This window comes from Arthrobacter sp. E44 (genome assembly GCF_041877125.1).
Taxonomy (GTDB): Bacteria; Actinomycetota; Actinomycetes; order Actinomycetales; family Micrococcaceae; genus Arthrobacter.
Window position 1 is genome coordinate 182,473 of record NZ_JBHDJA010000001.1, and the last position, 14,983, is coordinate 197,455.

General features: G+C 66.0%; 14 protein-coding genes. 6 read left to right on the forward strand and 8 right to left on the reverse strand.

The features are described 5' to 3' along the window. Positions 1–107 precede the first annotated feature (107 nt). Positions 108–1,040 (forward strand): cytochrome b/b6 domain-containing protein, encoded by a 933-nt coding sequence (locus tag ACETK3_RS00815; RefSeq protein WP_373992359.1) that lies wholly within the window; start codon positions 108–110, stop codon positions 1,038–1,040. Between the two features lie 21 nt (positions 1,041–1,061). Here the strand turns inward: ACETK3_RS00815 and ACETK3_RS00820 are convergent, their stop codons facing one another. The 3 genes from ACETK3_RS00820 to ACETK3_RS00830 all read right to left on the reverse strand — a co-directional run bounded on the left by ACETK3_RS00820 (position 1,062) and on the right by ACETK3_RS00830 (position 5,538). Continuing rightward, positions 1,062–2,489, reverse strand: coding sequence for a deoxyribodipyrimidine photo-lyase (locus tag ACETK3_RS00820; RefSeq protein ID WP_373992360.1), 1,428 nt, complete (start codon positions 2,487–2,489; stop codon positions 1,062–1,064). 88 nt (positions 2,490–2,577) lie between these two features. Then, positions 2,578–3,369: a PspA/IM30 family protein gene (locus ACETK3_RS00825; RefSeq protein ID WP_236820118.1), complete on the reverse strand. Its 792-nt coding sequence runs from the start codon at positions 3,367–3,369 to the stop codon at positions 2,578–2,580. Between the two features lie 108 nt (positions 3,370–3,477). Then, positions 3,478–5,538: a TPM domain-containing protein gene (locus ACETK3_RS00830; protein ID WP_373992361.1), complete on the reverse strand. Its 2,061-nt coding sequence runs from the start codon at positions 5,536–5,538 to the stop codon at positions 3,478–3,480. 280 nt (positions 5,539–5,818) lie between these two features. On the opposite strand from ACETK3_RS00830, the gene ACETK3_RS00835 reads away from it, so the two are divergent. From ACETK3_RS00835 to ACETK3_RS00850, 4 genes are all read left to right on the forward strand, one after another. Then, a complete protein-coding gene (locus ACETK3_RS00835) occupies positions 5,819–7,483 on the forward strand; it encodes a S1C family serine protease (protein WP_373992362.1) in 1,665 nt (554 codons plus the stop codon). A gap of 238 nt (positions 7,484–7,721) precedes the next feature. Next, positions 7,722–8,513, forward strand: a complete 792-nt coding sequence (locus ACETK3_RS00840; RefSeq protein ID WP_373992363.1) for an electron transfer flavoprotein subunit beta — start codon at positions 7,722–7,724, stop codon at positions 8,511–8,513. Positions 8,514–8,526: 13 nt separating this feature from the next. Next, the gene (locus ACETK3_RS00845) at positions 8,527–9,474 is read left to right on the forward strand and encodes an electron transfer flavoprotein subunit alpha/FixB family protein (RefSeq protein WP_373992364.1); all 948 of its coding nucleotides are present in this window, start codon (positions 8,527–8,529) and stop codon (positions 9,472–9,474) included. Between the two features lie 4 nt (positions 9,475–9,478). Then, entirely contained in the window at positions 9,479–10,258 is a 780-nt protein-coding gene (locus ACETK3_RS00850) for a PIG-L deacetylase family protein (protein WP_373992365.1), read from the forward strand. 71 nt (positions 10,259–10,329) lie between these two features. Here ACETK3_RS00850 and ACETK3_RS00855 read toward each other — a convergent pair whose 3' ends face one another. The 4 genes from ACETK3_RS00855 to ACETK3_RS00870 all read right to left on the reverse strand — a co-directional run bounded on the left by ACETK3_RS00855 (position 10,330) and on the right by ACETK3_RS00870 (position 13,464). Next, positions 10,330–11,208, reverse strand: a complete 879-nt coding sequence (locus ACETK3_RS00855; protein ID WP_373992420.1) for an anti-sigma factor domain-containing protein — start codon at positions 11,206–11,208, stop codon at positions 10,330–10,332. Between the two features lie 10 nt (positions 11,209–11,218). After that, positions 11,219–11,827 (reverse strand): sigma-70 family RNA polymerase sigma factor, encoded by a 609-nt coding sequence (locus tag ACETK3_RS00860; RefSeq protein WP_142133266.1) that lies wholly within the window; start codon positions 11,825–11,827, stop codon positions 11,219–11,221. 205 nt (positions 11,828–12,032) lie between these two features. Further along, positions 12,033–12,500: a tRNA (cytidine(34)-2'-O)-methyltransferase gene (locus tag ACETK3_RS00865; RefSeq protein ID WP_236798936.1), complete on the reverse strand. Its 468-nt coding sequence runs from the start codon at positions 12,498–12,500 to the stop codon at positions 12,033–12,035. A gap of 22 nt (positions 12,501–12,522) precedes the next feature. Then, a complete protein-coding gene (locus ACETK3_RS00870; RefSeq protein ID WP_373992366.1) occupies positions 12,523–13,464 on the reverse strand; it encodes a J domain-containing protein in 942 nt (313 codons plus the stop codon). Between the two features lie 375 nt (positions 13,465–13,839). On the opposite strand from ACETK3_RS00870, the gene ACETK3_RS00875 reads away from it, so the two are divergent. Further along, on the forward strand, positions 13,840–14,412 hold the full coding sequence (locus ACETK3_RS00875; RefSeq protein WP_373992367.1) for a hypothetical protein: 573 nt from the start codon (positions 13,840–13,842) through the stop codon (positions 14,410–14,412). Between the two features lie 126 nt (positions 14,413–14,538). Here the strand turns inward: ACETK3_RS00875 and ACETK3_RS00880 are convergent, their stop codons facing one another. Next, positions 14,539–14,961, reverse strand: coding sequence for a hypothetical protein (locus ACETK3_RS00880; RefSeq protein WP_373992368.1), 423 nt, complete (start codon positions 14,959–14,961; stop codon positions 14,539–14,541). Positions 14,962–14,983: the final 22 nt, after the last annotated feature.

Genomic DNA, 14,983 nt, shown 5'->3' on the forward strand with positions numbered 1-14,983 from the left:
GTCGGGGTTTTCCGTTTCCTTGGATGGGCCCAGTTCCTAGTATTCTCTTTCGAAGGGCCCCGCGATCTGTGGGCAGCCCCAGTCATTCCTGAGAGGTATGTTGTTCGATGGCCACACCCACGAAGAAGCCCGGCACCGCGACGGGCAAGCGGTCCCGGCTTTACTGGATGGTTCCCGCCGTCCTCGTGGCCGTGGTCGTGGTGGTGTTGGTCGCCAAGCTGCTCATGGGGCTTCCGGCCGTGGCTTCCTTCGTCAGCGACTTCCCGGGCCAGTCGAAGCTGCCGGCCAATGCCCCGGTGGGATTTCCCGCGTGGCTGGCCTGGCAGCACTTCCTCAACGCTTTCTTCCTGCTCCTGATCATCCGAACCGGCTGGCAGGTGCGGACCACCACGCGGCCCAGCGGCCACTGGACCAGGAACAACAAGGGATTGATCCGCACCAGGAACGCGCCCGCCAAGATCAGCCTTGAGCTCTGGTTCCACCTGACACTGGATGCCCTCTGGATCCTGAACGGGCTCATCTTCGCCGTCCTGCTGTTTGCCACCGGGCAGTGGACGCGCATCGTCCCCACCAGCTGGGACGTCTTCCCGAACGCGCTCTCGGCGGCGCTGCAGTACGCCTCGCTTGACTGGCCCACGGAGGACGGCTGGATCAACTACAACGCGCTGCAGCTGCTGGCATACTTCGTGACCGTCTTCATCGCCGCGCCACTGGCGTTTATCACCGGCCTCCGGATGTCCGGGGCCTGGCCCAAGAAGGCCGCCGGCCTCAACAAGGCGTTCCCGATCGAGTGGGCCCGCGCCGTCCACTTCCCGGTGATGATCTACTTCGTGGCCTTCATTGTGGTCCACGTCTTCCTGGTGCTTACCACCGGTGCCCTGCGGAACCTGAACCACATGTACGGGGTCCGCGACGACGACGGCTGGTTCGGTTTCTGGGTGTTTCTCGCCTCCGTCGCCGTGATGGTGGCTGCCTGGTTCCTGGCCCGTCCCATCTTCCTGCGGCCCATCGCCTCCCTGATGGGCAAGGTCAGCCGCTAAGCCTGGCGCCGCCAGCAGTGGTCAGGCGTTCTTGATCTGCTGGTAGGCCTCAAGCGCGCGTTCCCGCGACTCTGCCAGGTCCACAAGCGGTGCGGGGTAGCGGTCAACGTCGGCCGTCCAAGGCTCGTGGATCTTCTTGCCCTGGACGTCCCGGAGCTCCGGAATGAAGGTCCGCAGGTAGGTGCCGTCGGCGTCGAATTTCTTGCTCTGCGTGACGGGATTGAAGATCCGGTAGTAGGGCGAGGCGTCCGCCCCGGACCCTGCCACCCACTGCCAGTTGGCCGGGTTGTTGGCAGCGTCCGCATCCACCAGCGTGTCCCAGAACCATTCCTCCCCGATCCGCCAGTCGGTGAGGAGGTTTTTGACCAGGAAGGATGCAGCGGCCATCCGCACCCGGTTGTGCATCCAGCCTGTCTGCCACAGTTGCCGCATCCCGGCATCCACCAGCGGGTAGCCCGTGTTTCCCTGCTGCCAGGCGGCAAGCTCTTCGCGGTTGGTGGGGGCCCAGCGGAAGTTGTCGAAGGCCGGCCGGAAATTGCGGGTGGCCAAATCCGGGTTGTGGTACAGCAGGTGCCAGTTGAATTCGCGCCAGCCCAGTTCGGCCCGGTAGATACCGACGTCGGAAGGGACCGTGCGCGGATGCCGGCGCCGGATCTCGCGCCACACGCGGAACGGACTGACCTCCCCGAACCGGAGGTGCGGCGACAGCCGGCTGGTGCCCTCGGTGCCGGGCAGGTTGCGGCCGGTTCCGTACTCCTCGATGGGCCTGTCCAGGAAGTCTTCCAGGCGCTGCTGGGCGCCCATTTCGCCTGGCCGCCACGTGGCAGCCAGTCCGCCGCTCCAGTCGGGGGAGGAGGGCAGGAGATTCCAACTGGCCAGGCTGTCACTGGCCGGCAGCCCGCGTCCGGCAGGAGCGGGGTGGGGCAGCGTCTCCGGCGCCTCGAAGGGATCCCGGATGTCCTGTGACGCGAGGCAGGCGCGCCAGAATGGGGAATAGACCTTGTAGGGGCCGCCCGCCCCGGTCTTGACGGTCCAGGGCTCGAAGAGCAGGTTCGCCTGGAAGCTGGATGCCTGCATCCCGTTGCCGCCGGCCCACTCCTTGAGGTCGGCGTCGATGCTCCGTTCCGGCTGCCCGTACCTGCGGTTCCAGAACAGGTGGCTTGCCTTCGTCTGGGAGGCCAGCGTCCTGATGGCCTCTCCGGCAGGGCCTCGACGAAGGACCAGGCGTGATCCGCGGTTTTCGAGATCCGCGGAGAGTGCGGCGAGGGAGTGGTGCAGCCACCAGCGGGCGGCGCCGCCGAGGGGCCGGACGCCGCGGGACTCCTCATCCAGGACGTACACCACCGTGAGCGGCATGCCCCGGTGCACCGCTTCGGACAGGGCCGGGTTATCGTCCAGCCGCAAATCGTCGCGAAGCCAGACCAGGGACGTTCCTTCAGAAGAAGCCATGGCCCCACGCTACACAGCGGATACAACTATGGCCGGGACCGCGGTCCCGGCCATGGCCGTGTATCATCCGCCGACGTGACGGCGGGCCTTACAGCTTGTCGAAGTCTGCCTCCTCGACCGTTGATTCAGACGAAGCCGGGCTTGCCGCACCCAGGGCAGGCTTGGAGTTGCCGCCGGCCTTGAGCGCCGCCAGGCGGGCTTCGATCTCGGTCTGCTCACCCAAGTCCTCCAGCTGGTTGAACTGTGCGTCCAAGCTGGATGCCGCGAGCTCCTGCTGTCCGCGGACCTTGGCCTCTTCGCGGCGGATCTTCTCCTCGAAGCGGCCCACCTCGCTGGTCGGGTCCATGATGTCGATGCTCTTGATCGCGTCGTGGACCTGGGACTGAGCGGCTGCTGTCTTGGACCTGGCCACCAGCTCGTTGCGCTTGCTGGTCAGCTGGTTGAGCTTGTTCTTCATCTGGTCCAGGCCGGTCTTCAGCTTGTCCACCACTTCCCGCTGGGAGGCGATGGCAGGCTCTGCGCCCTTGGCTTCGTTCTCGGCAGCCATTTGGCGCTGCAGGGCGACCTTTGCCAGGTTGTCGAACTTCTCTGCGTCGGCAACGTCGCCGGCAGCACGGAACTCGTCAGCCTTGCGGGAGGCGGCCAACGCCTTGCTGCCCCAATCGCGGGCATTCTTGACGTCTTCGTTGTAGTCGTCTTCCAGCATGCGGAGGTTGCCGATGGTCTGCGCCACTGCGGACTCGGCTTCGGCGATGTTATTGGTGTAGTCGCGGACCATCTGGTCCAGCATCTTCTGGGGGTCCTCGGCGTTGTCCAGCAAAGAGTTGATGTTTGCCTTTGCCAGCTGCGCGATCCGGCCGAAAATGGACTGCTTAACCATGGTGTTTGCCTTTCATCCTGCTCTTTGTTGACCACTGGAACCGGTGCACAGTGGTGTACTTCGTCTCTCCGCCCCGCCGGGATCTTCCAGCGTGTCCGGCGGAAGTCTTTAGAAACTGCCGGAGTCGCCGCCGCCGAAATCGCCGCCGCCAAAGTCCCCGCCGCCGAAGCCGCCCGAGTCTCCGCCAAAGCCGCCTCCGCCGTCGCCGCCCCAGCCACCGCCGCCGCCCCAACCGCCATGGCCCCCATGAAGGATGGAATTGATTAGGATCCCGCCCAGGATGGCGCCGCCCAGTCCGCCGCCGCCTCCGCCGCCAAACATGCCGCCGCGCCCAAAGCCCGAGTTTGCGTAGCCGTCGAAGTGCTCAACGTCGGCCTGGGCCAGCTGCGCCGCCTGCGCCGCGAGGGCATGCGCCTGCTGCGCGTAAGTAAGCGCGGTGACGGGATCGGTCCTCGCGATGGACAGCGCGTAGTCGAGGTTCCGCTGGGACTCTGCCAGCCGGGTCCGTGCCTCGGTTCCCACACCGCCGCGCCGGGCGGTGATGTAGTCGGAGGTGGCGCTGATCTGGGCCTGTGCGGACATGATGGTCTGCTGCAGTGACGCCTGTGCCCGCCTCGCCTGCTCCTGCTGGTCGCGGATGCCGGTCAGGGCCTGGTCCAGGGACTGGTGGGCCGTCTCCACCCGCTGAAGGGTGGCGATGGGATCGATCTTCCCACCCTGGATCTCGGTCTTCACCTGGGCCAGCGCCGCTTCCACCGCGGCCACCGGACCTGCCAGTTCGGTGTGTGCTCCGGACTGGATCATGGCCTTTGCCTGGGCCAGGTCCTGGGAAGTGTCCACAACCGCTGCTTCGAGGCCGTTGCGGGCCTCGTCGAGATTGCCGGCTACCTTGGAGATCGCGTCCAGGAGGACGTTGGTCTGGTGCAGGCTTTCCTCGGCCGCACGGACGGCTACCGCGGCCAGGCTGCCCTCGCCCTCACCCAGCTTCTGCCGCGCCGTCTCGGATGCGTTCTGCACGAAGGCCAGGCGTTCCTTGGCCTGCACGATATTGTCCGAGACCTGCACCAGCGCGCTGTCGGCATACTTGGACCGCATGGCCGCCAGGGACTGTTCAGCGCTGGAGATCTTGGCGTCAGCCTCGCTGGCTCCCGCGTTGACGGCCGCAAGGGCCTGCGGAGCGTTCTTCTCCAGCTCACGCAGCGAGTCAAAGTCCGCTTTTTGCTCTTGGAGCGATTCCAGGGCTGCCTCCGAGCGGCGGATGATCTCACCCAGCCAAGTCCGCTGCTGTTCCTCGGTATCCGGGATGTGGTCATCGAGCTGCTGCTGCAGCTTGAAGGACTCCGCCATGTGGGCCTTCGCTTCCGCCAGGGCCTTGGTGAAGTTCCCGACGGCGGAATCCCCGTACTGCGCCTGGGCGAAACCGAGTTCCTGCTCGCTGGATTTGATGGCGTCGTCGGCTTCGATCAGCAGGGAACCACTCTTGCGGCGGAGTTCCTCAACGCTGAGTGACGCCAGCGGGTCCAGCTCTGCGCCCTGCGGGCCGTAGCTTCCGCTGGAGGCCGCTTGGCCGGCGGCTTTCTTCCGGCGGTTCCGGTAGTACAGGTACGCCCCGCCTCCTGCGACCACTACGCCCGCACCCACCAGGACGCCGGCGCCGGCTCCGTTCCCGGACGAGACGTTGCCGCTGCCGCCGCCGGCGGCGTCGCCAACCGCGGCGGCGGTGTCAATGGCAGCTTGGGCGAAGTCACGCTTGCCGGCTCCGAGGTTGGGCACAATGGCGTTTTGGGAAATGCTACTGGTCTTCGACGCGATCGAACTGGCTGAGTTGGGTGCGAAGTAGTAGTGACCGTCATCGGACATGGTCAGGATGACGTCTGACTTGCCCATGCCCTTTTTGGTCGCAACGGCTTGAGCCCATTGTTTGGGATCGGTGGGGTTGGTGAACGTCTTCACGGTGACCACGTACAGGTTGTACTTGTGGTCCTTCAGCAGCTTCTGGATCGCATCCTGGACTTCGCCCTTCCGGCTGCCCAGCACGTTGGCGTCGTCAACGATGTTGGTCCCGGAGGGGATGGGGACCGGGTCTTCGGCCCAAGCGGCGCCGGCGGGTACCGCCAGCAGCCCGGCAAGGCCGATCACGGCGAGGATACGTCTGAACTTTGACCGCATGTGCAACCCTTCAGCATGCCTGACACCGATTCGGGACGAATCAGTCGTCGAATCCACAGCGCCCCCACGCTTGGTGTGAAGCCGCAGGTCGCTGTGGCATTTCATCTTGATTCTATGGTGCACCCCACAGGCAGTCCATGCGACCGAATATGCCTCCAGCGAAACGCCTTGCTGCCGGAGACCCTTGCCTGAAGCGTTCAGGAAGCTCTCAGCAAACATCCGAGCTTGTTCCAGCGGAACGGGTCATAGTTAATGGCAGACGAGGATGAAAGGAAGTCTCATGACTGAGAATCAAACCCCAGGACCGGTCCCTGAGGACAACCGCGGGCAAAGCCGGAACCCGTGGGACCGGCAGGGCGCGGAACAGCCTGGAGACCGCCAGACGGAAACTCAGTATGGGAACGCGGGCGGACCCGGCACCCCTCAAGGCAACCCGGGCGCCCAGGACCACACGGGCCCCCAGAACCAAGCCGGCCCACAGAACAACACCGAGCGGCTGGACCCCCCGCAGGCGCGTGACCACCACACCCAGGAACTGCCGGGCGCACCACGCCCGGTCTACCCGCAGCGGCAGCCGTTCTATGGCCAGTCCGCCAATTACGGTCAGCACCAGGACGGCCAGTCCGGATACTACGGCCAGCAGCAGTACCAGAATGGCCAGCCCACGCACGGCACCGGCCACGGCGCACCCAACGGGAGTGTCGGCCTGGCTCCGAATCCCAAGGACGCCCCGCGCCGGAAGGCGACATTCGGTATCGGCACCCTTGTGGCCAGCATCCTCGCAGCAGGCCTGGTGGGCGGCGGAGTGGCTACGGTCGGTGCGGGCGAGCTCTCCGGCCACAACGCGTCCAGCACCTCCACCGTCGGCAGCAACAGCCAGCCCGGCACGGTCATCGTCAACAACAAGGACGACGTCAACGCCATTACGGCAGCTGCGGTGAAGGCCTCGCCCAGCGTTGTCACCATCAGCGCCACCAGCGGCAGCTCCGGCGGCACCGGTTCCGGCATTGTCATCGATGACCAGGGGCACATCCTGACCAACACCCACGTGGTGACCCTGGACGGCCAGACCGCCAACGCCACCCTTGAGATCCGTACCAGCGACGGCAAGGTCCTGCCGGCAAAGCTGGTGGGAACCGATCCCCTGTCCGACCTCGCCGTCATCAAGGTTGACGACACCTCCGGGCTCACCCCCGCCACCCTTGGTGATTCCTCCAAGCTCAATGTAGGGGACACTGCCATCGCCATCGGTTCCCCGCTTGGCCTGACCGGGACCGTCACGGACGGCATCGTATCCACCCTCAACCGGACCATCAGCGTGGCATCATCGGCAGCGCCCAAGGGGGGCGACAACAGCCAGGGCGGCGACCAGGGATTCCAGTTCGCCCCTCCTGGCGGCGGGCAGAGCCAGCAGAACTCCAGTGAAGGTTCCATCGCCATCAACGTGATCCAGACAGACGCGGCCATCAACCCCGGCAACTCCGGCGGCGCCTTGGTGAACAGCAAGGGCGAGATCATCGGCGTGAACGTGGCCATCGCGTCCGCCGGTTCAGGCACCTCCACCTCCCAAAGCGGCAATATCGGCGTCGGGTTCAGCATCCCGATCAACAACGCCAAGCGTGTGGCCCAGGAGATCATCGACAACGGTAAGGCCTCCCACGGCCAGCTCGGCGTGAGCGTCAAGGCCAAGACCACGTCTGGCGCGGCCTCCGAATTCTCGGTGGGAGCTGACGTCGCCACCGTTGAGGCCAACTCGGCAGCAGGAAAAGCGGGCATCAAGGCGGGCGACGTCATCACTAAGTTCAACGACCTCACCATCGGCGAGCCGAACCAGCTGACCGCGGCGGTCCGGGAACAGCCGGCAGGATCCAAGGTGAAGATCACCGTGCAGCGCGGCGGCAGTGAGCAGACGTTCGACGTCACGCTGGGCGCTGCAGCCAGCTAGGCACAGCAGGACTAACGCAAGCCATGACGACGGCGGCGTCCCCCACCAAAGGGGGCGCCGCCGTCGTCATTCCCTGCTTGGGAAACGGCGCTGAAACAGGCGTTAACGGAAGAGGGCGCGGGGACGCGCCGATATGGTTAGCTAGGAGCTACCCGCCTGCCGGGCATTCCGCGGCCATGCCCACCCGGCTGGCTGTCCACAAGCATGGAAGGCTGCTGTAAACACAGTGGAAGAGACATTGAAGATCGTAGTCCTGGTCAAACATGTACCGGACGCCCAGTTCGACCGCCACCTCAACGGGGACGGCAACACCGTGGACCGCGACGAAAGCATTCTGTCCGAGCTTGACGAGTACGCCCTTGAAGCAGCGCTGCAACTGGCGGAGGCGCGTGGCGGCAGCAAAGCGGGCAACCTGGTCATCGCCCTCAGCATGGGACCTGCCGGTGCCGTCAACGCGGTCAAGAAGTCACTGCAAATGGGCGCCACTGAAGGCGTGCACCTCACGGACGATGCCCTGGCCGGATCCGATGCCGCGGCCACTTCACTTGCGCTCGCCGCAGCAGTGCGGCACCTGGGCGACGTGGACCTGGTCATCACCGGCATGGCCTCCACAGATGGCGAGACCTCCCTTGTTCCGGCCCAGCTGGCCGAGCGGCTTGGGCTGCCGCAGGTCACGTTCGCGTCCACGCTCCAGGTGGACGGCGGCCGCTTGACGGCCCGCCGCGATGCCGACACGTCGTCTGAAACGGTGGAGGCACCGCTGCCCGCCGTTGTGTCCGTCACCGACCAGATCAACGAACCCCGGTACCCCAACTTCAAGGGCATCATCGCCGCCAAGCGCAAGAGCATCACCACGCTGTCCCTGGCCGACATCGGCGTGGAGCCGGCGCAGGTGGGCTTCGCCGGTTCCTGGACCAGCGTGACCAATGCGGAGCAGCGGCCGCCCAGGACCGCGGGCACCATCATCACCGACGAGGGCGACGCCGGCATCAAGCTGGTTGACTTCCTGGCCGCCCAGAAGCTGCTCTAAGAGGGACACCGACATGGCAAAAGTACTTGTATTCATCGACAACCCCGGCGCGTCGCTCAAGAAGAGCAGCCTGGAACTGCTGACCCTGGCGCGTTCCCTGGGCGAGAGCACAGTGGCGCTCAACGGCGAACTGGCCGACGGCGTCGCTGCCACCTTCGCCGAATACGGCGTGGCCGGCATCCTGCGCCCGTCCGTCCAGGACCTGGACGACTTCCTGGTGGCACCAAAGGCCGCCTACGTTGCCGCCGCCGCCGAAACCGCCGGTGCCGCCATCGTCCTGCTGGACAACTCGCCCGAGGGCAAGGAAATCGCTGCACGTGTGGGCATTCGCCTGAACGCCGGCGTCATCACTGACGTCGTCGCCGTGGACCCGGACGGCACTGCGCACAAATCGGTGCTGGCTGGTTCCTACAACACCGCCTGCAAGGCCAGCACCGCGGTGTCGGTGTTGACCCTGAAGGCCAACAATGTCACCCCGGAGCCTGCAGCCGCCCCAACAACTCCCGGGACCGCCACGGTGGAGGTTCCCGCGGTAGCCGCAGCGGCCCGCATCACGGAGCGGCAGCAGAAGGTGGCCAGCGGCCGGCCTGACCTCACCGATGCCCGCATCGTGGTGGCCGGCGGACGTGGCATGGACGGCGACTTCGGTCCTGTCGAAGAACTCGCCGATGCCCTTGGCGCGGCCGTCGGCGCCTCCCGGGCCGCCACGGACGCGGGCTGGATCAGCCACGACGCCCAGGTGGGGCAGACCGGCAAGACCGTTTCCCCGCAGCTGTACATTTCCGCGGGCATCTCCGGCGCCATCCAGCAGAAGGCCGGCATGCAGACGTCCAAGGTCATTGTCGCGGTGAACAAGGATGCCGAATCCCCGGTCTTCGAAATTGCGGACTTCGGCATCATCGGCGACGTCTTCGATGTCCTGCCGCAGGCGGCCGCCGAGATAAAGAAGCGCAAGGGCTGAATCGTTGACTGCCTCCACTGGGCAGGCAGGGAGCCCGTTCAACCCGGATACGCACCGGGTTGGGCGGGTGCTCTGTTTTGCGGCCCATCCTGACGACATCGACTTTGGCGCGGCCGGAACCGTCGCCGCCTGGACGGCGGCCGGCGTGCAGGTCAGCTACTGCATCATGACCGACGGCGATGCGGGCGGCTTCGACCCCGCCCACCGTGCGGACATCATCGCCATGCGCGACGCCGAACAGCGCCGGGCCGCGAAGCTGGTCGGTGTCACCGACATTCACTACCTTCACCAGCGGGACGGCTACCTTGAGCCGTCGCACGAGGTGATGAAGGAAGTGGTGCGGCTGATCCGCCAGGTCCGTCCCGACGTCGTCCTTGCCATGCATCCGGAACGGAACTGGAAGCGCATCCAAAAGAGCCACCCGGATCATCTGGCCGTGGGGGAGTCGGTGACACGGGCCGTGTATCCGGCACTCGAAAACCCCTTCGCCTACCCTGAATTGGCCGACGCCGGGCTCGAGGCTTACAAGCTGCCGTGGCTGTGGCTGTACGCGGGACCCGAGGAACGGGAAAACCACTTTGTGGACGTCACGGACCAGGTGGAAGCCAAGCTGGCCGCGATCCATGTCCATGTCAGCCAGCACCCTGACGTCGCGGCGATGGAAACCACCGTCCGCCGGGGGATGCAACTCAATGCCGGCAGGGCAGGGTTGCCGGAAGGGCGCAGCGCGGAGGCCTTCCACGTGGTGGCCGTTAACGGACCTGGCACCATCGCGGGTTTCTAGGACGGTGAAAACGCCCCCGGTTCCTTGATCAAGGAACCGGGGGCGTTTTCCTGTCGCCGGGACTGGCGACCTTAGGCTCCCAGCGGAGCCGCCGCCACCGTGGGCAGCGTGGGGGCCTTGGATCCACCGGCCGGCTCAACGGTGATGCCCAGCGACGCAGCCGAGTGGATGCCCTGGACCACGGCAGGTTTGGAGAGGGCCTGCTCATCCATCAGCCCCTGCGACACCGGCGCCGAACCGTCCTTGGGGATCAGCCACATCTGGTAGACCTTGCCGGCAGGGGGAGCGGGCACGCCGCTCATCTTCACCACGGCCGCGTCCTCGGAAGCTGAAATCAGCAGGGTCGCCTTGCCGCCGCCGGCCACGTTCACCGACGCCTCGCGCAGGTCGCCGGCCCTGGCCACCTGGTTGACGGGATCGTTCTGGTCAGCCATGTAGGCACCCACGCCCACACCGCCCAGGGCGATGGCCGCTGCTGCGGCCACGCCCACCAGCCAGCGTCGGGTGCCGGATGTGCCTCGGCGCTCCTCGCGGCGCTTGCGGGCCTGCGCCAGCTCATCCTGTGGGTCGGACCCGCCTGGAGTCCCCATCGGATGGGCCGGAGGCGTGCTTCCGGCCGGTGCCGGTGCGTCGCCGGCGCCCGGTCCACCCTGGCTGGGGAATTGGGCAGGAAGTTGGGCGACGATCCGCTCAAACAGGTCCGACGGCGGTTCCTCCTCTACCCGGAAAGTGCGGGCCAGCGCCTCCCGGGACTGCCGGACGCGCGCAAGGAAGGCCAGCCGCTCCGGCTCCGGGGCGGTCGAGATGTACTGGTCGATGGCATCGCGTTCCTGCTCCGTGACCGCGTCAAGAGCGTAGAGTTCGGCGAGGTCCACGGCGCGGCCTGCGGCAAGATCCATCGCCACCGTGTCCCCGAAGGACCTTGACCGGCTGTTGCGGCCTTCATCCATTCCGCTCATCTCAACTCACCCCCAAACAGGTCTTCAATCGGATCAGTCCGTCGCGGATGCGGGACTTGATAGTGGGTACTGCCGCATTCAGCCGCTCTGCCACCTCACGGTAAGTAAGGCCGCCGTAGTAGGCCAGGCGGACGGATTCCTGCTGTGTTTCAGTCAGCGTGCCGAGGCAGCGGACCACCGCCTCCGCTTCCAGGCGGCTGCCCACTTCATCGGAAACGGTGTCATGGTCGATGTCCTGGGTGCTGGCACCGTACTTGGCTTCCCTGTCAGTGGAGGACTGCGACGAGCGCACCTTGTCCACGGCCCGCCGGTGCGAGATGGTCATCAGCCAGGAGAGCGGGCTGCCTGCCTGCGGATCGAACTTCGCGGCGTTCTGCCAGACCTGCAGGAAGACTTCCTGCGTGGTGTCCTCGCTGAGTTCGGGATCGATCAGGACACGGCGCGCCATGCCGAAGACCCGCCGGGACGTGAGCTGGTAAAACTCAGCAAACGACGCCTGGTCCCCTCGGGCGATGCCCGCCAGCAGGACCGAGAGGCGTTGACTGAGGTCAGCAGGTGGGTCAGTCACCGCGGCCGAGCCTTCGGAATTGGGCGCGTTGGGAGTTTCCATTACGTCCAAGCATAAGTCTCCGGGCGGGGAATCCTCAGCAGTGCCGTGCCGGTTGCGGCTGTCCGGCCTGGATGGTGCCTCCAGTAGTGTCACCTGCCGCTCCTCGGTCCTGGTCCGCTCGAATGCTTACAGGAGCTATTCGGCGCAGGGCAGGGCGCGGATGGGACAACGGATGAAGATTTTCCGTGGGGCGGAGCAGGGGATCCTAAAGCGTGGCCCCCGCGAATCCCTGCTGGCGCCAGGCCTCGTAGACCGCGATGGAGGCGGCGTTGGCAAGGTTAAGGGAACGCAGGGCCGGCAACATGGGCAGTCGCACCGTGGCAGTCACATGCGCATCCTTCTTCAGTTCGGGCGGCAGTCCGACAGATTCGCGGCCAAACAACAGGACGTCCCCCGGAGCGTAGGCAATGTCTGTATAGCTGGTGGTGCCGTCAGAGGTGAAGGCGTAAACGCGCTCGGGCTGGAGGTGCTGCCAGGCGTCCTCGATGGTTTTGTGGACGGTCACGACGGCGAGGTCGTGGTAGTCCAGCCCGGCCCGGCGCAGCTTGGCGTCGGAAAAGTCGAAGCCAAGGGGTTCCACAAGGTGCAGTTCGGCGCCGGTGATGGCGGCGAGGCGGATGGCGTTGCCGGTATTGCCGGGAATCTCTGGTTCATGGAAAAGGATGCGGAACACCTTTCCATCCTAGCTACCGCCGTCAGTGCATGCCGCGCAGCAGCCTGGCCAGGACCGGGACGTTCACAGTGTTGGGGGCGGGCCCGGAGGCCAGGAACTCCTTTAGGCCTCGCACCATGCCCGCCGCGTTGACGATGTGGACAGTCTCCAAGGCTCCGGACGGCCGCCTGTGGTGGTCGATTACGGGTTCGTGGAGGTTTCCGTCCGGGCCATGCACCACGGTCCATCCGGTGACGTTGAGCTCCGGGAAGATCTCCTGCATGGCCCACACCACCCGGGCCAACTGCGGAGGCGCCACGGAGCGGCCGCCATGGTTGAGGGTCCTGCCGTCCCAGGCGTAGGCGCCCTTGGGCAGGAGCATGGAATTGACCAGGGCCAGCCGGTAGCCGGACAGGACCGCATGATCGATGTGGCTGTTGTCCGCCGGGGATTGCAGGCCGTTGATGAGCCTGGCGGCGGGAATTGCCGGCAGCACCTGCCGGGTCAGCAGTTGGACGGTGCGCATCTCGCGCTGGATGCGGGCCTCAGCGCCGAAGATGCCGCGTTTCCGCGGCATCCCGTGAACCTGCTGGCTCGCTTGGGCCAGGGGGATGAGCGGAACACCGCTTCCCTCGTACGGCGGCACGTAGATCGGCGGGTCGCCTGCGGTGTTCCTGCCGTTGTCCGGCCTCCGGACAGTGGCCGACGCCCTGCTTCCGGCGGCCGGGGCATCAAAGTGGGCGCCGTCGTCGGGCGCAACGCCGCGGACTGATCCGGCGCCATAGGACCGGTCGTAGGCTTTCCGCCGCTGCGGATCGATCAGGGTCTCGTAGGCAGCAGTCACGCGCCGGAAGGTTGCGGCGTCACCACCGTGGTCTGGATGGGCAATCCTCGCAGCGCGACGGTAGGCCACCTTGATCTCCTTCTCGGTGGCGGTGACAGCCACGCGCAGGACCTGGTAGTGGGAGCTGCTGCTCTCGGTCAAGCATTCTTCCTTTTCATCATGCGCGGCTTCCTGTTTTTCGTCAGGGAAACGGCTGCCCGCCCAGTCTAGCCAGCGCTTGTGGCGGCCTCACCGTGACAACGAACGCCGGGTGCTTGCGGGTTCCCGGGGCACTGGAGTCTAGACTCGTGCCTGCGCGGCTGAACGGTCACACAGGAAAACCGTGAGAGCGGTGACCCGGGCCGGCGGTCAAATTGAAGAACAACAGCCGGAAGGAAACAGGCAGGGGTGGAAATGGAAATGCCGACGACGGCTGGGCGGCCCGGCAGGACGCGGCGCACGGGAGTGCCGCTTGCCTTTGCATGCCTGGGCGTTGTGCTTCTGGGCGGATGCAGCGTAGGCGTTCCGGATCCTTCCGTGCTGGCTGCAACTCCGAACACTCCGGTGCTGGCCACTCCCACCATCACCCCGGGACACGATGCCGCCGCAGTGGCGGCGCGCGACCTGCCCTTCTCCGCCGGTGGGACCCTTGCGCCCGGAGTTCCGGTGGGCATCTCTGATGAGCTGAAAGGCGCGCCGGGCTGGAAGCTCGAAAAGGAAAACGTGGCCGGTGCCAGCCAATACGCAAAGACGGATGGCTGTGTTGTGGCGGCACGGGTCAGTACAGGACAGGCCCCCTTGGCGCAAGGCGGGGACAGGGAATCCACCGTTGCTCTTTTCCAGTACCTGGACGGCACCATCCAGCCTTCGTACCTGAAGACGGAAACACTGCAGTGGGGCGGTGCCCCGGATGCGCCCGGCAGGAACGTGGAAGTGCTGGCGCTGGAGCAGCCGGCTCCGGGCGGCAGGTCCACTGTGGTGCTGGCGAGGGTTTTTGGCACGGCGGATTCGTCGGCCTATATAACGGTGTCCTGCCCCAATCCGGCAGCACTGGCGTCAGCGCGCAACGACGTCCGCCGCTACCTGCCGCTGCTCCCTCCCACTGCTTGAGCCGGCCGGTTGGCCGCTGGGCCAGTTGGCGCGTCGACCAGTTGGCGCAAGGCCGCCGGCGGCTGGAGGGCACAGCTGCCGGCGGATACTTTGCACGGAGCGCCCGCTTCCGCGGACAGGAAAGGGCTACGCAGCGGCGGCGCTGGTCCCCGTTGACAGCCGGTTGAGGGCCAGGGCGCCCACCAGGAGCCCGAAGTCGCGCAGGGCCACGTCGTAGAAGCTTCCCAGCAGCAGCAGGTTGATGATGATCCCGACCAGCCAGGCGGCCACCAGCAACGAGCCAAGTTTCGGACGCACCGCCACTACGACGCCGGCGATGATCTCCACGACCCCAACCACATACATGAAGGTCTGGGGTGGCAGCGGCACCACCGCAGTGGCTTGGGGCGCCAGGTACACGGTCCATTGCGTAAGGATGTTCGTGAACTTGTCCAGGCCGAAAAGGATGGGTGCGACGGTAAAGACAGTGCGCAGAAGCAGGAAGGCCTGCCGGGCTGCCGGCACGGTTGTGTATACATGCTGGGCGCGCACTGCCGATGCTGATTTCATGGCGTACTCCTTCTAAAAGTAG